22 protein-coding genes are annotated in these 19,012 nt (G+C 39.4%); 20 read left to right on the forward strand and 2 right to left on the reverse strand.

Features of this window, described 5'->3' with window-relative positions; translation table 11 throughout:
- Positions 1-126 precede the first annotated feature (126 nt).
- The 12 genes from MHH52_RS04275 (at position 127) to MHH52_RS04330 (ending at position 10,827) form a co-directional block, all read left to right on the forward strand.
- Complete coding sequence (locus MHH52_RS04275) at positions 127-642, forward strand: AAA family ATPase (RefSeq protein ID WP_340006835.1); 516 nt, start codon at positions 127-129, stop codon at positions 640-642.
- A gap of 460 nt (positions 643-1,102) precedes the next feature.
- Positions 1,103-1,735 carry a GNAT family N-acetyltransferase gene (locus tag MHH52_RS04280; protein WP_340006837.1) on the forward strand — a complete coding sequence of 211 codons (633 nt, stop codon included), beginning with the start codon at positions 1,103-1,105 and terminating at the stop codon, positions 1,733-1,735.
- Positions 1,736-1,895: 160 nt separating this feature from the next.
- The gene (locus tag MHH52_RS04285) at positions 1,896-2,453 is read left to right on the forward strand and encodes a methyltransferase domain-containing protein (RefSeq protein ID WP_340006839.1); all 558 of its coding nucleotides are present in this window, start codon (positions 1,896-1,898) and stop codon (positions 2,451-2,453) included.
- Between the two features lie 468 nt (positions 2,454-2,921).
- Positions 2,922-3,908, forward strand: coding sequence for a phosphotransferase (locus MHH52_RS04290; protein ID WP_340006841.1), 987 nt, complete (start codon positions 2,922-2,924; stop codon positions 3,906-3,908).
- Between the two features lie 119 nt (positions 3,909-4,027).
- The gene (locus MHH52_RS04295) at positions 4,028-4,342 is read left to right on the forward strand and encodes a hypothetical protein (protein ID WP_340006843.1); all 315 of its coding nucleotides are present in this window, start codon (positions 4,028-4,030) and stop codon (positions 4,340-4,342) included.
- 58 nt (positions 4,343-4,400) lie between these two features.
- The gene (locus MHH52_RS04300; RefSeq protein ID WP_340006845.1) at positions 4,401-4,706 is read left to right on the forward strand and encodes a DUF3889 domain-containing protein; all 306 of its coding nucleotides are present in this window, start codon (positions 4,401-4,403) and stop codon (positions 4,704-4,706) included.
- Between the two features lie 395 nt (positions 4,707-5,101).
- The gene (locus tag MHH52_RS04305; RefSeq protein WP_340006847.1) at positions 5,102-5,773 is read left to right on the forward strand and encodes an aminoglycoside adenylyltransferase domain-containing protein; all 672 of its coding nucleotides are present in this window, start codon (positions 5,102-5,104) and stop codon (positions 5,771-5,773) included.
- 212 nt (positions 5,774-5,985) lie between these two features.
- A complete protein-coding gene (locus tag MHH52_RS04310) occupies positions 5,986-7,272 on the forward strand; it encodes an IS110 family transposase (protein ID WP_340006849.1) in 1,287 nt (428 codons plus the stop codon).
- 470 nt (positions 7,273-7,742) lie between these two features.
- Positions 7,743-8,171 (forward strand): 3-hydroxyacyl-ACP dehydratase FabZ, encoded by a 429-nt coding sequence (gene fabZ / locus MHH52_RS04315; RefSeq protein WP_313641668.1) that lies wholly within the window; start codon positions 7,743-7,745, stop codon positions 8,169-8,171.
- 89 nt (positions 8,172-8,260) lie between these two features.
- Positions 8,261-9,226, forward strand: a complete 966-nt coding sequence (locus MHH52_RS04320; protein WP_340006851.1) for a hypothetical protein — start codon at positions 8,261-8,263, stop codon at positions 9,224-9,226.
- 455 nt (positions 9,227-9,681) lie between these two features.
- On the forward strand, positions 9,682-10,443 hold the full coding sequence (locus tag MHH52_RS04325) for a SagB/ThcOx family dehydrogenase (RefSeq protein WP_340006853.1): 762 nt from the start codon (positions 9,682-9,684) through the stop codon (positions 10,441-10,443).
- Positions 10,444-10,530: 87 nt separating this feature from the next.
- Positions 10,531-10,827 carry a hypothetical protein gene (locus MHH52_RS04330; protein WP_340006854.1) on the forward strand — a complete coding sequence of 99 codons (297 nt, stop codon included), beginning with the start codon at positions 10,531-10,533 and terminating at the stop codon, positions 10,825-10,827.
- Positions 10,828-11,617: 790 nt separating this feature from the next.
- Here MHH52_RS04330 and MHH52_RS04335 read toward each other — a convergent pair.
- Together MHH52_RS04335 and MHH52_RS04340 are read right to left on the reverse strand one after the other, a co-directional pair.
- The gene (locus tag MHH52_RS04335; protein WP_340006855.1) at positions 11,618-12,835 is read right to left on the reverse strand and encodes an IS110 family transposase; all 1,218 of its coding nucleotides are present in this window, start codon (positions 12,833-12,835) and stop codon (positions 11,618-11,620) included.
- Positions 12,836-13,266: 431 nt separating this feature from the next.
- On the reverse strand, positions 13,267-14,010 hold the full coding sequence (locus MHH52_RS04340) for a MerR family transcriptional regulator (protein ID WP_340006856.1): 744 nt from the start codon (positions 14,008-14,010) through the stop codon (positions 13,267-13,269).
- A gap of 91 nt (positions 14,011-14,101) precedes the next feature.
- Between MHH52_RS04340 and MHH52_RS04345 the strand changes: the two genes are divergently transcribed.
- The 8 genes from MHH52_RS04345 (at position 14,102) to MHH52_RS04380 (ending at position 18,999) form a co-directional block, all read left to right on the forward strand.
- On the forward strand, positions 14,102-14,803 hold the full coding sequence (locus MHH52_RS04345; protein WP_340006857.1) for a type II CAAX endopeptidase family protein: 702 nt from the start codon (positions 14,102-14,104) through the stop codon (positions 14,801-14,803).
- A 452-nt stretch (positions 14,804-15,255) separates the two neighbouring features.
- Positions 15,256-15,843, forward strand: a complete 588-nt coding sequence (locus MHH52_RS04350; protein WP_340006858.1) for an AAA family ATPase — start codon at positions 15,256-15,258, stop codon at positions 15,841-15,843.
- 171 nt (positions 15,844-16,014) lie between these two features.
- A complete protein-coding gene (locus tag MHH52_RS04355) occupies positions 16,015-16,380 on the forward strand; it encodes a hypothetical protein (protein ID WP_340006860.1) in 366 nt (121 codons plus the stop codon).
- A gap of 191 nt (positions 16,381-16,571) precedes the next feature.
- A complete protein-coding gene (locus tag MHH52_RS04360) occupies positions 16,572-16,916 on the forward strand; it encodes an antibiotic biosynthesis monooxygenase (RefSeq protein WP_340006862.1) in 345 nt (114 codons plus the stop codon).
- A 403-nt stretch (positions 16,917-17,319) separates the two neighbouring features.
- The gene (locus MHH52_RS04365) at positions 17,320-17,802 is read left to right on the forward strand and encodes a DUF2975 domain-containing protein (RefSeq protein WP_340006863.1); all 483 of its coding nucleotides are present in this window, start codon (positions 17,320-17,322) and stop codon (positions 17,800-17,802) included.
- A 10-nt stretch (positions 17,803-17,812) separates the two neighbouring features.
- Positions 17,813-18,028 (forward strand): helix-turn-helix transcriptional regulator, encoded by a 216-nt coding sequence (locus tag MHH52_RS04370; protein WP_016114251.1) that lies wholly within the window; start codon positions 17,813-17,815, stop codon positions 18,026-18,028.
- Positions 18,012-18,329, forward strand: coding sequence for a hypothetical protein (locus tag MHH52_RS04375; protein WP_340006864.1), 318 nt, complete (start codon positions 18,012-18,014; stop codon positions 18,327-18,329). The genes MHH52_RS04370 and MHH52_RS04375 overlap by 17 nt, the downstream gene beginning before the upstream one ends.
- A 70-nt stretch (positions 18,330-18,399) precedes the next feature.
- Entirely contained in the window at positions 18,400-18,999 is a 600-nt protein-coding gene (locus MHH52_RS04380) for an IS3 family transposase (protein WP_340006865.1), read from the forward strand.
- The last annotated feature ends 13 nt before the right edge of the window (positions 19,000-19,012 follow it).

A 19,012-nucleotide genomic window follows, 5' to 3' on the forward strand; every position in this document is an offset into this window, starting at 1 on the left:
CAATGCTCCTCTTTTATTTGTTGAAGAAACGGACAGTATAGTTCAATTGTAATTGTTTTTTATCTCCAGTCTTACAGTTTAAATATTATAATGGAACTAATTGTACTAATAAGGGGCATTAACAGGATGAACAAAGGTAGAATCGTATTTTTAAACGGTGTTACGAGTTCTGGAAAAACATCAATAGTAGATGCTTTACAATTAAAATCGCACGAATTTTTTTATGTTGTTGCCAATGACCTTTTTGAAGAAATGATAGGTGAACGTTATCTTCGTGAAGATTATTGGAAGTATTTAAGTGAAGCAATTATCATGATGTATCATACAGCCAAATTATTTTCTGACCATGGTAAAAATATACTTATTGATGGCATTATGGTAGACCGATCTGAGTTGAAACCACATTATGAAAAAGTGAAGAATATATTTTCTGGGTACCCATTATACATTGTTGAAGTGTTCTGCCCGTTAGACATTTGCCGTCAGAGAAATATTGCACGAGGAAATAGAACCGAAGACCAATCTGATTGGCAACACAAAGTCATGGAAAAAGATATCCAGTATAATTGTACTGTCAACACACATTTAAACACTTCCGAAGAATGCGCAGATTTGATTTTAAAAAGTATATTTGAAGATTAGTATGAATTACTTTACTCGGGGCGGCACATTCCGCTAACGGGTAACTATAGTTCAACGCTGAGAGGGGCTGTCGCTAGGCAGCCTTTTGTTACGCTAACGGGTAGGAAAACGCAACACAAATTAAACACTTGTTTGTGCATATTGCGGTACAATGTTACAGTATTAAACACCTAATTTGAAAGGGGAATGCCGGTGGAACAACTGATAATTGAACCCTATAAACCCGAAATGGATAAAGCCTCAATCACAGCTATGTTATGTGGAAATGAACAGTTTAATGTGTTTCAACAGAGTGACAAAATGCTCTCTAACAGTGTATTTGTTGCTCGTTACAAAGACTTAATGGTAGCTTTTCTCTCATTTGATGGTTTTAAGAGAAGAGCGTTGACGACGATATTTGTTAACAAAGAATACAGAAGAATGGGCATTGGTTCCGCACTTATGGCAAAGGTGGATAAAAATGCTTTCCCAAAACGTAGCAGTAGAACGTTCGATAGGTGTCTCTATAGATGGCGACCGTTGTTCTCTGCAATTTTTATATAAGCATGGTTATTACATAAGTTATTCATCCTTTATCATGGAGCGTGAAGGTGTACCTCTTCCTGAAAGTAATATTTCTGTCAGGCAATACGAAGATGATGATTATGAAATATGCCATAACATTTGCGAAATAGCTTTTTACCAAATGCATGAACGCGTGGGGATTCTTCCGTCTTACTATTATCCTCCTAACGAAACGGAGCGAAAGAGATTCTCCGAAGATAGAAACAATAGATTCGTGATGCTTATCGACGGTGAAATAGTGGCAGTCGGTATTATTGACGGTTTTGAACTGAGTCATGTATCCGTTCGCCCAGATCTTCAATCACGAGGATACGGCAGAACTTTTATTTCATTTCTTGTAAATGAAATTGTACGAAGGGGTGGGAAAATCGTGACCCTCGGGGTTGTGAAAGGCAATCCAGCAATAAAATTGTATAAGAGTCTTGGTTTCAAAGAAAAGTCATTAAACCATTGGGTAACAAAATATTACAAACCGGACACTCGATTGAGCAGACCACCTAGCGATATATATCCTAAAATGACTCGTTGAGCTAACAGGTAACAAAAGTGGAATAGCGGTTGCTTCGGCAGCCGTTTTTTATTTGATCAACAAACGGGCAGAGTAGTTGAAAATAAAGGAAATATCCTAAATCCAAAGAATATTTACTTAATTAGATTGTTCAAGAACAAGATTGGATGGTGGTATTTTTATGAAAGTGATTATTGGAGCAGGACAGACAAAATATGATGGTTGGCTAAGTACGCAGGTGGATGAGTTGAATTTACTATCTGTAGAAAGTTGGTACAAATTATCTGAACCAGAGAGTATTGATGCGCTCTTGGCTGAGCACGTGTGGGAACATTTAACCTATGAGGAAGGGATTATGGCTGCCAAGCATTGTTATCAATTTTTAAAACCTGGTGGGTACATTCGTTGTGCCGTTCCCGATAAAAACTTCCGTAACGATTGGTATCAACAGATGGTTCAAGTCGGTGGTCCTGGACCAGCGGATCATCCGGCAGCAACTCATAAAATAGTTTATAATGCTAAAACATTTGTATCAGTATTTGAAATGGCAGGATTTGAAGTAACGCTGTTAGAGTATTGTGACGAGAACGGAGATTTTCATTTTATATACTGGAATGAAGTGGATGGAAGGATAGGTAGATCGTTTCGGTTCGATACAAGAAATTCGATTAAAGGATTAGGGATGGTATCCATTATTATAGATGCAAAAAAACCATTGGTAATAAGAGATAAGACCTAAAAAATTGAACTCCCATGAAAATTAAATCCGCGAAAAACCTCAAAAAGACAATAATAAATTAGACCTAGCCGAATGATTTTTAAAAAAGGCTGAGCCTGAGAAGAGTTATGAAATTAAAGTACCAAAGACCTTTCATAGCTGAAAATAAAAAAATGAGGCTGGTGCAGCAACCAGAGTATCTCCCATGAGTGCTTCCCAAAAGGGAGCGACAATCTGTGATGCACCGTGGTCGTTGGAGTCAGACTAACGGATGGGCTCTAAGGCACCATAGTTGATCGACCTTCCTCTCCCAGCCATTGTAGCAGTATGGACAGATTCGTCGATCCATTTTCATCATCTGTGGTGCAGCGCTTGCGCTGCATGAATGGCTAACGGGCAGTATAACGCAAAAACTTAGATATCCAAGAGGTTATATCGGTCTCCATAAGGAATAAAAACTTATTCACTATAAATATAGGAGTTGACCAAATGGGGACAATATTCACAGAGGAAATGATCTTGGATGACCTATTAAAAACATTTCATCATTTTTTCGGTTTGAATGTAATTGAAACTACTTCAATAAAACGAGGCTGGTTAAACTTAAAGTGGAAAGTTACGACTGATGCAGGGGAATTTTTACTTAAACAATATAACAAAGAAAGATATAAATTATATAACCCAGAGGAGATATTGTTTGCACTCTCTCAACAGATTAGATTGTATGACCAAGGTTTAGCGTGCCCCAAAGTGTTATCACAGAATGGAAGTATTTTGCTTGAATCTGATAATGGAGAACTCTTCCTGGTGATGGAATATTGCCAGGGAAAACTAATTTCACCAGGTAAAACTAATGTCCATCAAATATACGATTTAGGTCGAGCAACAGGGAAAATGCATCGATTGTTAAATGACGGGACACTTGGCATTAAAAATAGTCCACAATTTATTCCTCCAAGCCGTGAGGAGCGTTTAGCACATTGGAACTCAGTTTGGGAAAAGACTAAGGGAGTTGGTAACCCTCAGTTGCTTGCAGATATAGAAACTCAATTTAAAGCTACTGAAGAAATGAATATAGAAATACTCGAATTACTTCAAACAGGATGGGCACATCGTGACCTTTGGGTAGATAATCTTTTATTTAATGATAACGGATTAACTGCAATTCTAGATTTCGATCGACTAAAATATGACTATCCGCAACTTGATGTAGCTCGTGCTGTGATGTCATGTGCCTTAGATGATAATTTAGATGTCTCCCTGGCTTCGGCGTTTATGGAAGGGTATAGTGAGGAACGCAACGTGGTAGAGGGCTATTTAACACATTCATTACAGTTGTTGTGGTATATGGAAAGCATATGGTGGATTAATGCTAACATGGATCAACATAGTGTACCGCCAGCTCGCTTTGCAAAGGAAATGATTTGGCTTGCTGAAAGTCAAAAAAATTTGTCCGGTTTGTTAGGAAATATTTAGACAACGCAAAATTAACCGCTTTTCGTTAAGCTCCCATGAAAACTAAATTAGCTCTAAACCTGAAAAAGAGCATAATAAAAAAGACTCAGAATAACACTTTTAAAAAAAGGTTGAGCCTCTTGAGTAATCATATAGAGATTGTTAGATCTTTTAAGCACAAAAAACATCATATAGATAACAAACAAAAAGGCAAGGCTGGTGCAACAACCAAAAAAGGATTAATCTCCCATGAGTGCTACCCATATAGGGTGCGACATTCTGTGATGCACCGTGGTGGTCGGAGTCAGACTAACGGTTGGGCTCTATGGCACCATAGCTTATCGACCTTCTTCGCCAGCCGTACAAACAGTATAGACTGGGGTACCCATTTTCATCCTCTGTGGTGCAGCGCCGCTCTTGCGCTGCATGAATGGCTAACGGGCAGGTTTGTTTAAGAATACATTTGGATAAAGTGGAGATATTATTGAAAACTTCTCCAGATGGGCGGTTATTATGAAAAAATTACTGATATCTTTTTTGGCTATACTTATTTATTCCACTGTTTCAGTAGAGGCTATGCCTGAATACGCAAAATGGGGTAAAATTGCAGTAGAGGAAACACAAAAACGATACAATGCAGACATAATTGATTATAAGCACATCGGTCGTACTGAACTAACACCAAAAAAGTCTGAAGAGAAATTCAAACTATGGATTAGAAGCAAAGCAGGTAACGAGTTTGGGGTTTTTGTATCAATCCAATTTGACCCGTCAACTGAAATGATCCATTCGATTCAGTTTTCTGAAACTAATCGTTAGATTTAATAAATCTTGCTATTTACGCTAACGGAGAACAATAGTTAAACGAAACAAGGAACAGTTTGCCTCGGCAGTGTTCCTTGTTTTTATTAAGCTCCCGGGCAGGTTAGCTTAATAAACGCAATTATAATTAATAAGGATAAAATAGTTAAATATGATTATTATTACCATTATTATGCGAGAGCATGTTATTATCAAATATAGAATATTTAAGACAAGGAGTGGATTTCTCTTGAGTGGATATCGCTGGGATGATTGCCCTATAGAAATAAAGCTTCAGATAACAAATATATCAGATTTTTTAAATCATGCGTTGGGTGAAAACTTAATTGGAACATACCTTCACGGGTCATTATGTTTAGGGTAGCTTTCAGCCTTCCCACAGTGATTTAGACATGATTGTAATCACTAAACAACCATTAACTGCTCCTCAAAGGCTACATTTAATGAATGGGTTCTTAGCTTTACATAAAAAGCCGTCACCAATCGAGATAAGTATTCTGTGCTATTCAGACCTTAATCCTTGGAGACACCCTACCCCTTATGAGTTTCACTTCAGTGAATATTGGAGACCAAAATTCGAGGTCATTTCTAGTGAAAATGATTTGGCATTCTGGGATATTAAGGAGATTTATACAGATGGAGATATTGCTTGTCATGTAACTTTAATTAACCAAAGTGGTATTTGTATCTATGGTCGAGCCATCAGTGAAATATTCCCAGTAGTACCTGAAAAAGATTTCTGGGATTCTATTTTTTGGGGAATAGAATATTTCAGCAAATTAGATGGAGAACTTTTAACTACAGGAATCCTCACACTTCTGAGAATTTGGTCTTATAAAGAAAACAAAGCGATATATTCAAAAGCACAAGCTGGTGAGTGGGCTGTTGGGTTAGTCCCTTCAGAATACCGTGACATCATTGAAAATCTTGTAGATGTTTATAACGATAAAGCTAAGAAAAAAGACTTCTCAGAGACAGATTTAAATAATTTAAGGCATTATGTAATAAATCAAATCAAGGAACCATTATTGAGCTCCCATGGAAGAACGCAATTACTTCTATAATCTGTGGTGTCACGTGTACGACATGTATGGCTAACGGGACACGATAGCTCAATAACGACACAAAGGCAATCGATCAGTGGATCGGCTGCCTTTGTTCAGCTAAACATTCCTGTTAGGGCTAAGAAATAGACTTTGCCAAAAAAGGAGCGCCTCGGTATGATGGGTTTGTCCACGGGTTCGAAACCCAACACCATCAAGGAGACGCTCTTATCATGAAGTTTAAACAATCAGAAGCACAAAATCAACGAATTGAACGAATTACCACTTCTTATCTTGTAGTAGGCATCGATATGGCCAAGGAAACACATGTAGCACAGGTAACGAATTATCGTGGAATCGTGCTGACGAATCGGCATCTATCGTTTAGCAACACCATTGAGGGCTTTGAAAGGCTGCAACGTTGGATGGAAGCCATCCAGCAAAAGCACCGTTTAAGCAGCGTAATCATTGGTATGGAGCCGACAGGGCATTATTGGTGGAACTTGGCCAACTGGCTTACACATAAAGGATTGCAAATCGTCTTAGTCAATCCAGCAACGACCAAGCGCAATAAAGAAAACCGTGACAATTGCCAATCGAAGAGTGACCCAAAAGACGCACTTGTCATTGCAGATGTAGTAAGCCGTGGCTACTACTATGAACATACGAAACAGACCCACGTGTTTCAGCGGTTACGAACCCTGATGAGTGATCGAGAATTTTGGGTTACGAATAGTGTTCGGTTACAAAATCGCATCATTCGTTGGCTGGATATCCGCTTTCCGGAGTACAGTTCGGTTTTTAAGGATTGGACCTGCAAACGTTCGATGGCCACACTGAAGGAGTTTCCTACGCCTCAGGATCTTGCAGGGCGGTCTATACCGGAGATCATTTCGATATGGAGAAAACATATGCAGCGAGCAGGCGGTTCTTCAGGCACACAAAAGGCGGCTGAGCTCATTGCATATGCTAAGCGGAGTGTAGGAGACGTTACAGCTTTAACTGAAGCAAAGCAAGATTTTGTACGTCTAATCACGGAGTTCGAACGAATTACGGATATGTTAGTAGACATCGAAAAGCAACTCCGCGCATTGCTAGAGGAGATTCCCATGGCCGCCCAGCTCCGTTCCATTAAAGGCCTTGGTCCGATCTTTGTCGCGGCCATCTTAGCAGGTGCAGGTGACCTTAGACAGTATGAACATGGACGTCAGTTACTGCGCAAAGCCGGTCTAAATCTCGCAGAAAGTACATCGGGGAAAAGGAAAGGACAGATCATCATCTCCAAACGAGGAGACTCCAGCCTAAGGAAATATCTATACTTAGCGACCATTCAACTCATCGGAATTAATCCGATCTTTCAAGAATTACATCAGCACAATGTTCAAGTAAAGCACATGAAAAAGCAACAGTCTGTCTTCAAGCTTGTGGGTAAAGTAGCGCGAATTCTGATCGGTATGGTCCATCGAGCAGAAACATTCTCTCCCGAAAAAGCCAGCTATCTCGTTTCACAAGCAGCTTAAGGTATTACCCGTCACGTATATTGATTCGTTCGCGGGATTTTGACAAAGAAAGCACGGAGAACCGAGTTACTGCCCAAAAAGGGCTTAGACCCGTCCGCTAAACGCAATCGGTCTCCACACCTTGGATAAGTATGACGATGGAATGTAAGGGCATAGACCCGTCGAGTCATGGGATGGTAAACACCAGGGCAATTTGTGGAGTTTGCGTACAGTAGAGTGAAGCGATAAGGAATGGCTGAAGCGATTCCTCTGTTCCCGCATGCCCAAATACTGGACTGACGGCTCTCGCCTCCAGCTTTCCCCACCTTTAATACTAATCCATGGTGATGAAATCCTGCGAATGAGTGAGTATATGTGAGATAACCCATTAAAACTGAGGGACGGGCAGTATAGCTTAACAAGGGTATTGTTGATTTATTTTCTTGGTTAGTTTAACCGATTGGCAATAAACCGATTAGGGAGGCGAATCCATGTTTGATATTGAAAGAATTAAAGAGATTATTCCTCATCGAAATCCATTTCTCTTGGTCGATAGAATATTGGAAATTAATGAGGGGAAGAGAGCTGTTGGAATTAAAAATGTAACAATTAATGAACCTTATTTTCTAGGTCATTTCCCTGGCTATCCCGTAATGCCTGGAGTCTTAATTGTAGAAGCACTGGCACAGATCGGTGGAATCGCTATGTCTAACGTTGAGAGCAACAATCATAAAATAGGCTTACTGACTGGTATTGATAGTTGTCGTTTCAAACGACAAGTAAAACCAGGAGACCAACTCCTTCTTGTATTTGATGTAATTCGAATCAAGGGACAAATCGTCAAAGGAAAGGGCGTCGCCACGGTAAATAATGAATTGGTATGTGAATCTGAAATAATGTTTGCATTCAGTTCGATTTAGGTTTTAAGGTAACGGGACACGATAGTCGATATATTCTCGCAAATATTTGTGTAACTAAACGACCAAAATTTGCAAGGGTGGTGGACATTATGTTGAATCAATCCATTTTGAGAGACGGATTAACGATCATCTCTTCATGCAAAAAGGAAACAGGTGACATTTGGCAGGCTCACTTTGGTGCTGCCGCCATCGGCAGTTATTTTTTCGTTACAACTAATAATTTGAGTCAAGAACTGGCTCAACTAGTATCTTCGCAGGCCGGAGCGATGGCAAAAAAGATTCTTGGGGCGAACGGCGTACAACACCGTTCCGGTTGTGACGAGCAAACAGCCGTAACTACCATACTTGAGGCACTTGATAGAACGATCGATCAGCTACACTGGGTCGGTCATAATGTGATTTACAGTACAGCAAGTTTGTTGGCCATCCATGAACTTAAAGGCTGGGGAAGTACTGAGGATATTGCAGGAATAACCGATCTCATTCGCTCGTTTGAGAGGACAATTCCGGGACGGTCATGGATTGGTTTCTCTGCTTCCGAAGTGAAAAGGATGGAGATTACGGACGCAGACGACTTTCCGACTATATCGAATCCCAATGAGCTTTCTTCGCTTGTGCTGGAACAATTGGCCGAGTTCCCCGTCATTTATCGCGCAGAATCACATCATGATTTAATTGGTCACATGCTGACTTTCTCACATGCGTTAAACATCTTGTTTGACCTTGGCCATGTCTCCTTTTTCGAAAGAGGATTACAGCCTATAATGAAGCTAATTAAAGTTCTGCGCCATAGTCGTAACGTTAAACCTGGAGATTCAATCAAATTGGTTTCGCCTGTCGATCATCTGCCTTTGCAGCCGGCGGCGCGGGCGAACGTGCTTCCGATCGATATTAAGTATTGGGAAAAGAACTATAGCGAACAAGATTGGGATTACGGTCACGTATTTAAATTTTCTCATAGCTTCTATGACCATTTACGACGAGTGGAGCAAAAGAAAGAATCGTATATTGAAAACTTTCGGTATATCATTGTCCAATTGTCACAACTCGAATGACTAGTGGGAAATCGCTTTTGGTTAATGGACACCATGATAAGTGTGAATATTGGTGATCAGGAGATAGCCCAAGCTGCACCCATCATGCAGGGCTTATAGTGGTTGGCTACACCCGATGGCATTTCTTCATGGGTACCAGATTAGTTGAGCTAACGGGAAACGTTAGCTTAATAAAACAGCGGCAGTCTAGGACTTTATTTTCTTGTCCACGGCTGCCGCTGTTTTTTTTAGTTAGGCTAGTCTAATACTTTATTTTATTTCAACAAATGCTAACGTCAATAAAAGAGACGAAAAGGTTGATATTTATCGGTTTGACTTTTTTTGGTATCTGCCAGAATGTATTCAGTAATTTTGAAGTAAAAAGCTGTATTGTGAATCAGATCACAATACTATTTTTAATACATGCTATGTTAGAACTATTAAGAAACGATTAAGTCATCTAAGGAGAGTCTATTATGGCTAAATATGAACAACAAAGAAACTTTTTGAAATCCAATTTTCTTGAATTTAAACATATTAAAACAGATAAGCTAAAGGGACTCCCACAACCACCAATTGTTAAGTCCTTTAATTCGACATCACTAATTATTGATTTGCCAAAGATCAGCAGAGACGTTGTGAGTAAAGAAAATATATATGAATGTATAAATGATAGAAGAAGTACAAGGTTTTATTCTGATGAATCATTAAGTCTTGATGAGTTATCATATTTATTATGGGCTACCCAAGGGATAACGAGTATGACGAAGAATGGGTGTACACTGCGAACTGTACCCTGCAGTGGGGCAACACATACATTTGAGACATATTTATTTATTATGCGAGTAGAAGGCTTGCAACAAGGAATTTACAGATACCTTCCTGTGGAACACAAGCTCGTGTTTATGTTTGAATTAGATAAAATTGATCAAAAAATTGATGCGATTACTTTGGATCAGCCTTTTGTCCCTAATTTTGTTAAAAAAGCTTCGGTAATGTTTGCATGGAGTACAACACCCTATCGCTCTGAATGGAAGTATGATATTTCAGCTCACAAAAAAATCCTCATCGATGTTGGACATGTAAGCCAAAACCTTTATTTGACTAGTGAATCGATCGGTGCAGGTGCTTGTGCAATTGGAATCTATGATCAAAAGTTGATTGATGATATTTTAGAATTAGACGGTGATGAAGAATTCATCATCTTTATGGGTGCAGTTGGGAAGAAACGAGAATAATGCAAGTATTGATCAAAGATTGGTCCGAAGATATGATGAGCATTTATCGGCGTTGGTGATCTCGAAGAGTTCATGCTCTAGGTGTTCATGCTGCAATACCTTCTCGACGACGAGCACCGTAATCATCTCGATTTTGCGGATTTTCGCGATGTCGGTCATTTCTTGGATCCCGTGCAAGCCGACCAGCATGGTGCAGTACGACATGTTCTCCGTGTAACGGAAACCGAATTTGGCGAGACCGTTGATCTGCTGATGATGCTCCGGGAAATATCATTTGAGCAAGCGAAGGAGCATAATCGACCTTGCAGCGCTCTCGAACGCGAGAATGGACTGCTGAAGCTCTTGATTCTCATGCAGCAGACGATCGATCGTCTGCCAAAGTAGTTGAAGCAGCCCGTTCTGTTGCAGCGTCAAAAAATATCTCGGCGCCATGTATTATGATGGTGAAAAAGATTTTATACTAGAAGATAACGGTCGTTGGTTATCTTTAGGACTTGTTGTTGGGCAGAAAAGATAAGTTTTTTGAGACCGCCTTCATAGCGGTCTTTCTATACTCGGCGGATGCGCGCGCTGCTCAGGTTATTGAACTAACAGGCAGTTTAACACAACAAATCGCCACTTCTGATATACTTTTTAATAAAGCATTTAAGGTGGTCGGATGATGTTAAATAATTATTTGGATAAAACATTAGAAGAACTTGAAGGGGAGACTTGGGGTGAGCCCAGTATGGCTCAAACCTTGTTGTTAGGTGTCATGAATTACGAAGAAAACCGTTAATGGATTTCTCAGTCGAAGATTTAAGAATAATGATTGGACAAGGTTTCAGTTTGAAATATCTTGTTCCAATTGCTCTTAGGTACTTGGCAGACAACCCATTTGTCAGAGGAGATTTTTATAAAGGAGACTTGTTGGTATGTGTAATAAACATCGAACAGACTTTTTGGGACTTAAACCCCGAAACGCATGTTGAATTGGATTCAATTATAACCGATGTTAAATACACAATTGAAAAGTTACTTCCATTGGTGTCCACTTATAAGACTTCAAATCGCTGAACTCCCATGAAAATTAAATCTGTAGTTTCTGTAAAAGGGCAAACGTAAATAAGACGCAGTCCATTCATTTTTTTGAAGGGCACAGCACCCGAAATAGGAATATTGGTATATTAATGAATTAAGAGACTTCTGCAATAGTTACAGAATAACCTAAGTTTTCTAGTCGTCGAACTGCGTATTTCACAATAGATTGTTGCTTCTGTTTGTCAAAATAATCTTCGCCTAGGTCCACATACATTTCTTCGCGTGTTAACAGATAGTAGGCTATTCTCAACATAGCATGCGCAACAGAGATTGCTGCCCTTTTTCTTCCTTTTCGTGCTGCCGTTCGTCTATACATAGCACCAAGATAGTTCTTTGAGGCTGCTACAGAATGGGCTGCCTCAACTAAAGCAGACTTCAGATATTTGTTTCCATTTTTGGTTTTGGTAGATTTTCTTTTTCCTGCACTTTCATTATGCCCAGGTACAAGTCCAGCCCATGAGCATAAATGCGCAGCACTGGGAAACTGCTTCTTAATATTGGTCCCAATTTCGGCTAAGATTTGTTCTGCCATTCGAGTAGCTATTCCAGGAATTGAATCTAAACGTTCGACATCGTCATGAAATGGGACTACCCTCGAAGCGATTTCTTGATCTAAAAGCAGGATCTGTTCACTTAAAAAATCAATATGAGTTAAAATCGTCTTTATCATCAGCCGTTGGTGAGGGTTTACATAGCCTTGCAGAGCTAGTTCAAGTTGATCTTTCTTTCGTTTCATGGTGCGTCTAGCGAAGTTTGCTAATTTCTCAGGATCATCTTCACCATCAGCAATGGCACGGAGCATGTCGCGAGAGGATACACCCATAATATCAGAGACAACAGAGCTAAGTTTAATATTGGCTCCTTCTAACACTTTTTGAATTCGGTTATGTTGTCTAGCTCTTTCTTCAATGGTACTCCGACGATACCGTACAAGTTCTCGAAGTTCCCGTTGATTTCGATCTGGAATGAAACTTGCTTTAAGTAGCCCATGACGAAGAAGCTTTGCAATCCATTCTGAGTCCTTAACATCTGTTTTACGTCCAGGCAAAGCTTTCATATGCTGGGCATTTACCACTAAAAATTCAATTCCTTCAGCTTCAAGTAAATTAACAATAGGCTTCCAAAATACACCCGTGCTTTCCATAGCAACGTGAGTACACTCATGTTGTTTAATCCAATCAATTAATTGTAATAGAAACACAGTTTTAGTTGAAAACGTTTGAATCTCCTTTCCATTAGACGTTAGAATACATGCGGTAATGTTATCCTTATGAATATCCATACCACATGCTCGTTCAACTACGATTTCCACCTTAATGCATCCTCTCAACGGCTAAATTAGATAAGAGGCTGGTGCAGCAACCAGAGTAGGATTAATCTCCCATGAGTGCTTCCCAAAAGGGAGCGACAATCTGTGATGCACCGTGATCGTTGGAGTCAGAATAACGGATGGGCTCTAAGGCACCATAGTTCATCGACCTTCCTCTCCCAGCCATAGTAGCAGTGTTAACAGATATAACTATTTTCATCATCTGTGGTGCGGCGCTTGCGCTGCATGTATGGCTAACGGGAAACGATAGTATAATAGTGGTTGCTTCGGCAGCCGGTTTTTATTTGTTAACAAAGGCAGGTTAGTTGAATATCAATTTTTGAGCAGGCTTCGGAAGCCTGCTCATTATTTTTAAAAAAATAAACATCAACGCCCTGGTTGTACGCATGATTTCAATGAAAATTCCTCATTTTCTATTTCTGTTCAGCCCCTTTTTCTTGAACGTGAGCAATGCTAAGCTCCACAAAGTTCAGCACTTCGTCGGATATGGGATATAGTCCTGACTCTAATGTAGGGAGCTTCCTCACTTCCCAAAACTTCTCCATCAATTTCTCGTCTCCATTAAAGGTTTCGTGTGATAGCTTCATTAACTCGCAGGCAATGTTATAACCTTCATCAGATTCAGGTGGAACAGATTGCTGTATGCACCACTCAATCCGGCGCAGCAAAGAGGCATATTGCTGAGTGGTCTGGTCATTACTGTTGAGATTGGGTAGTGCATTCTGTAGAAATGCACTTTCGTCATCGTTGAAGTAATCGATCCACTGTTTAGAAATAGGTTGTACGTTATGGACCAGATGAGAAACCCGATCCCAGGAGAGTGTACCTTCCAGATCAATCATGTTGATCAAAGACGTAGTATTTGCAATACTGCCTTGAAGAGAAGTGAGCTGCTCCTGAAGATGATTATGGTGTGCAATTAGAATATGACGAAAAGATAGCTTGTCCATTACATTTTGAATGTCTTCAAGGGGGAGTGATAGTGATTTAAGCAATGTTATCTTTTCGAGAGTGAATAAATCTTTCTCTGAATAATAACGGCGGCCGTTATCTTCCTTATAACTCGGTGTAAGAAGACCGATCTGATCATAATAACGTAGGGTTCGAACGGAAATGTTCCGCTGTTTGGATACTTGTCCTGTTGTCCATCTATTCATGTTTCTTCTTTCCTCCCAAAATAATGCTTGCAGGTGACGTAACGTCACCTAATATCATTAAATTATATCACAGAGGATTGAGGGATTAAGGATGACCAGTACGGAAATGTGGAAGAAGATGGATCAGTGGACATGGCGTGAGTTTATTGCTTTACTTGCACTTGAATTTGTATTCGTTATATTCGTTATCAAATATGCACTCCAGTCAATGTATGAGCAATGGTTGGGGAATACTCTTTACTCAGGGACTCTTACAGGGCTTACCATCGCGATTGTACTTTTGTTAGGATTATATTTCATTGCTTTACGACCTAAGAAAATGTCCTGGACAGAGGTAGGAGTAAAGGGATTTCCTGCGAAAGATTGGTGGAGGATTGCGCAGTGGACACTTATTCTTATCGTATTCAGTGTGGCGACTCTCTATCTCACCAGTTTCCTTGGGAATACGGTGGACAATAGCAAAACAGAGAGTCTGAAGCAAAATGTCACTCTATTTACTATGATTATTGGTATTGTGTCAGCAGGGATCGTGTCACCTTTTTATGAGGAGATATTTTACCGTGGATTTATATATCGTTGGCTACGGGCTCGTGTTAGTATGAGATGGGCGATTGTGATTAGTTCGCTTATCTTTACTCTTGCACATTTTCCTACTATAAATGCCATGCCCGTGAATTTTATTAGTGGAGTTGTGTTTGCATGGACCTATGAACGTACGGGATCGGTCGTGCCTGGTATGATCGTTCACGGTGTGTTTAATACGATTGCCGTGTTGTTAACAGCGATGGGTTAGGATGATTATATTATGTATACACGATGAGCGCTAAAGAGCATCTGTGTCTGTATTAATTGGAAAGAGCTGCATATTTAAGACTTGGGTACTGACCATAAGCTTAGGTGTAATTTATCTCCTATGAAAATTAAATCTGCGAAAAACCTCAAAAGGACAATTCATCATCTTTGGTGCAGTGTTTACCCTGCATGGATGGCTAAAGGGTAACGATAGCTCAATAAACATGAATAGGCAGCTGCGTGATCGGCTGCCTTTATTCAACTAACGGGACAATATAGTTGAACGAAACAAGGAACAGTTTGCCTCGGCAGCTGTTCCTTGTTTTTATTAAGCTAAAGGGAAGGATAGTTCAATCGTTTCTCGAATATTTTATGAGTTGGATAATTGTATGAACTCTGTGAGTATAACGTTATCTGAAAGATACGCAAATCTTATATGTGAGGGTGATTCGTTTGAAGCAAGGAATCATTGTGTTGATGAACGGAACTTCAAGTTCAGGAAAGACTAGTATTTCTAATGAACTGATAAATCAGAAAGAAATTCCTTTTCATCATTTATCAATAGATGATTTTATCAAGGATTTTTTTAATAATAAATTTTCAGATATTGAACCTACAAGAGAAGTAGATGAGCAAGTTATCGCACAAATAATGTTTGATCCCTTAATCTCAATGTACTATTCGACAATTAAATTGTTTTCAGAAATGGGTTTGAATGTATTAGTAGATACTGTAATCGAAAATGATAAGTGGTTTAATGAGTGTCTTGATGTATTTTTCGATCAGCCTACACTATTTATAGGTGTAATATGCTCGAAAGAAGAACTCATAAGAAGAGAGCAAACAAGAGGAGATAGAAAAATTGGACTAGCAGCTTCACAGTTCAGCAAAGTATATTGCATTGATGAATATGACCTTGAAGTAAATACTGAAGAGATGAATCCAATAGAATGTGCCGAAAAGATATTAAGTTTTATTAAGTCCAATAAGGAATACTCGGTATTTAAGAAATTAAGTAAAAGAAATGTTAGTGTTTCTTAGAAGGCGTATCCATCAGATAACACCATATTCATGCATTGGGGCTATCGCCCCTCGGTCTGCCCGAGGGATTTCGGAATTAAGCTCCCATGAAAACTAAATTAGCTCTAAACCTGAAAAAGAGCATAATAAAATAGACTCAGAATAACACTTTTTAAAAAAAGGTTGAGCCTCTTGAGTAATCATATAGAGATTGTTAGATCTATTAAGCACAAAAAACATCATATAGACAACAAACAAAAAGGCAAGGCTGGTGCAACAACCAAAAAAGGATTAATCTCCCATGAGTGCTACCCATATAGGGTGCGACATTCTGTGATGCACCGTGGTGGTCGGAATCAGACTAACGGTTGGGCTCTATGGCACCATAGCTTATCGACCTTCTTCGCCAGCCGTACAAACAGTATAGACAGGGGTACCCATTTTCATCCTCTGTGGTGCAGCGCCGCTCTTGCGCTGCATGAATGGCTAACGGTGAACGTTAGTCCAGAGATCCTGGGAGCAGTTTGCCGCCGCGACAGCTGCTCCTTCTGTCGTTAAGCTATAGGGCAGGTTAGTGCAAAAAGCAATCGAAAAATGTACGGTAGTAACAGTTTCATATTTAAAAGAGCAGTATTGAAAGATATATAAATACTTTGGTTCCTTCAATGGTGATCGTACTTTGATTAACGTTTACTACATGATATGATTACTTAGATTTTAAGCTAAACTTATTCAGTTGGAGGATATTTATGAGTAATAATAAAGAAAACGTAATACTCTATATAAGATTTAAAGTTAAAAGTGGGAAAAAGGAAGAATTCAAAGAATTATTATCCGCTAATATGCGAGCGATGGAACATGAATCAGCTTTTGTAAGTGCCATTCTTTCAGATGATATTGATAATTCAAATGAGGTTACTCTTTTTGAAATCTGGAAAGGAACAAAGGAAAGTTGGTTAAAAGAAGAACTTCCTAAACCTTATAGAAAAACATATGAGCATCAACTTGTGGATTTAATCGATGAAAGAATGATTAGTTATCTTACACCGACGAATGAGTGGAGAACTAATTTAACAAACAAAAAGATAGATTAATTAATGATTTAAAGAATGACTTGTCTAAAAAACAGGTTGCTCCTTCTCAATTTAACTTGCTGGTTTTATTCGCTCTTACTGTTTCATCTATTATTTCTAAACGTTAGTTCATGTCATGTTGTAATTCTGTGGTTATTTTTGAGCTAACGCAGAACGATAGTGTGGAGCTGCTGCAAATACAGCTCCTCTTTGATGTTCGTTGAGGTAACGGGCAGTTTTATTGAACAAGTTGTAAATTTAACATTTTAAAGTAAGAGCATTTCTTTGTAATGAGAAATGCTTTTTTATTTTTGTCAAAATTAAAAGTATATAATAATATAATTAAAAACAATATAAGTTTATTGTGAAACAATATATTATGTAGTAAAGTCAAAACTGACATTAAATAAGTGAGGTGCACTTTATGAAACGAGCAACAACACTCTTTTTGAAGATGGCTGTTATTCTTATTGGAATCCCAATTCTCGCTTTGTGCATATTTTTAGTGCCTAAGATTGGGGATTTTGCTGGAAAATTGTATCCAGAAATGGCTTATATGAAATCTCTCGTTTTAATCGATATGTACGCGGCAGCGATACCTTTTTACTTTGCTCTGTATCAGGCTTTTAAACTTTTAAGCTATATTGATAAGAACCAAGCGTTCTCGGAATTATCGGTAAAGGCTTTAAAGAATATAAAATACTGTGCCATCACAATCAGTACCTTGTACCTGCTAGGTATGCCACTCTACTATCTCATGGGGAAGAGAGTTGACCCTCCAAGTTTCATACCAATCGGATTGGTCATTATTTTCGCCTCTATGGTGATCGCCGTTTTTGCTGCTGTTCTCCAAAGACTTTTACAAGAAGCTATTAATATAAAATCAGAAAATGATTTAACGGTCTGAGGTGGAGCATATGGCAATTATTATTAATATTGATGTGATGTTAGCAAAACGAAAAATGAGCGTAACGGAGCTTTCGGAGAGGGTTGGAATTACTATGGCGAATCTTTCCATTCTGAAAAATGGGAAAGCAAAAGCGGTTCGTTTTTCAACATTAGAAGCAATATGTAAGACTTTGGATTGTCAGCCGGGTGATATTTTGGAGTACAAAAGTGACGAAGACACTTAATAAAAATAGACAACAAATTTATTCAATCGACCTTCCTCTCCCAGCCATAGTAGCAGTATTAACAGAGATGACCATTTTCATTATCTGTGGTGCAGGGCTTGCGCTGCATGAATGGCTAACGGAGAACTATAGTTCAATTAAACAGCGACAGTCTAGGGCTTTGTTTTCCCGGTCGATGACTGCCGCTGTTTCTATTGTTGAGGTTATGCTTCAGGAGAAAGAACATAAACTTGCCGATGCAGAAGAAGAATTAGCGATTGTAAAAAAAGCAGTGCACATCTTCAGCAAAGCAAGGAACTAAGATTCCAGTTTATGGAGGACCATCGCTCCGAGTTTCACTTGGAGAAGATGTGCGATATCCTACAGGTGTCATGGAGCGAATCCGGAATCATTTTGTTGATCATAAAAAGCGGTATGGGAGTCCGAAAATCACCCGTCTGCTGCACCAGGAGGGCTATACCATCACCGAACGCACCGTGAGTGTGTACATGCGACAGATGAAGCTCCGTTCTATCGTGTCTAAACCCTACCGTGTACAGACTACCCACTCCAAGCATAACCATCCCATCGCACTTAACACGCTGAATCAACAGTTTAAAGTTCTCAAACCCAACACGGTATGGGTCACTGACATCACATACATCCCTTGCCGGGGAGGTCGCTTGTACCTAGCCAGCGTCATGGATTTATGTACGCGTGAAATCGTAGGATGGCGATTGTACGACCATATGGAATCCAGCATGAGCCGCAGAGGTAACTGTTATGATAACGCCTGTATCGAGTCTTGGCACAGCATTTTGAAGAAGGAACTCATCTATTGTAATCCGCGGTTCAAAACCAAAGAGCAAGCCTACCAGTCGCTTTTTCAATACATTGAGTTCTACTATAACCGGAAGCGAATGCATGGCGCGCTGGGGTATCTTTCTCCTGTTCGTTTTGCTGAGCAATTTACTAGAAAATCTGTTTCGTGACTGTCCACTTTCT

The sequence above is a fragment of the Paenibacillus sp. FSL K6-0276 genome (genome assembly GCF_037977235.1).
Classification (GTDB): domain Bacteria; phylum Bacillota; class Bacilli; order Paenibacillales; family Paenibacillaceae; genus Paenibacillus_AQ.

Excerpts from the sequence above, each read along its gene's own strand:
- MHH52_RS04275 (WP_340006835.1), top strand. The coding sequence starts at position 127 with ATGAACAAAGGTAGAATCGTATTTTTAAACGGTGTTACGAGTTCTGGA.
- MHH52_RS04280 (WP_340006837.1), top strand. The coding sequence starts at position 1,103 with ATGCTTTCCCAAAACGTAGCAGTAGAACGTTCGATAGGTGTCTCTATA.
- MHH52_RS04285 (WP_340006839.1), top strand. The coding sequence starts at position 1,896 with ATGAAAGTGATTATTGGAGCAGGACAGACAAAATATGATGGTTGGCTA.
- MHH52_RS04290 (WP_340006841.1), top strand. The coding sequence starts at position 2,922 with ATGGGGACAATATTCACAGAGGAAATGATCTTGGATGACCTATTAAAA.
- MHH52_RS04300 (WP_340006845.1), top strand. The coding sequence starts at position 4,401 with ATGAAAAAATTACTGATATCTTTTTTGGCTATACTTATTTATTCCACT.
- MHH52_RS04305 (WP_340006847.1), top strand. The coding sequence starts at position 5,102 with ATGATTGTAATCACTAAACAACCATTAACTGCTCCTCAAAGGCTACAT.
- MHH52_RS04310 (WP_340006849.1), top strand. The coding sequence starts at position 5,986 with ATGAAGTTTAAACAATCAGAAGCACAAAATCAACGAATTGAACGAATT.
- fabZ (WP_313641668.1), top strand. The coding sequence starts at position 7,743 with ATGTTTGATATTGAAAGAATTAAAGAGATTATTCCTCATCGAAATCCA.
- MHH52_RS04320 (WP_340006851.1), top strand. The coding sequence starts at position 8,261 with ATGTTGAATCAATCCATTTTGAGAGACGGATTAACGATCATCTCTTCA.
- MHH52_RS04325 (WP_340006853.1), top strand. The coding sequence starts at position 9,682 with ATGGCTAAATATGAACAACAAAGAAACTTTTTGAAATCCAATTTTCTT.
- MHH52_RS04330 (WP_340006854.1), top strand. The coding sequence starts at position 10,531 with ATGCTGCAATACCTTCTCGACGACGAGCACCGTAATCATCTCGATTTT.
- MHH52_RS04340 (WP_340006856.1), bottom strand. The coding sequence starts at position 14,010 with ATGAATAGATGGACAACAGGACAAGTATCCAAACAGCGGAACATTTCC.
- MHH52_RS04345 (WP_340006857.1), top strand. The coding sequence starts at position 14,102 with ATGACCAGTACGGAAATGTGGAAGAAGATGGATCAGTGGACATGGCGT.
- MHH52_RS04360 (WP_340006862.1), top strand. The coding sequence starts at position 16,572 with ATGAGTAATAATAAAGAAAACGTAATACTCTATATAAGATTTAAAGTT.
- MHH52_RS04365 (WP_340006863.1), top strand. The coding sequence starts at position 17,320 with ATGAAACGAGCAACAACACTCTTTTTGAAGATGGCTGTTATTCTTATT.
- MHH52_RS04370 (WP_016114251.1), top strand. The coding sequence starts at position 17,813 with ATGGCAATTATTATTAATATTGATGTGATGTTAGCAAAACGAAAAATG.
- MHH52_RS04380 (WP_340006865.1), top strand. The coding sequence starts at position 18,400 with ATGGAGCGAATCCGGAATCATTTTGTTGATCATAAAAAGCGGTATGGG.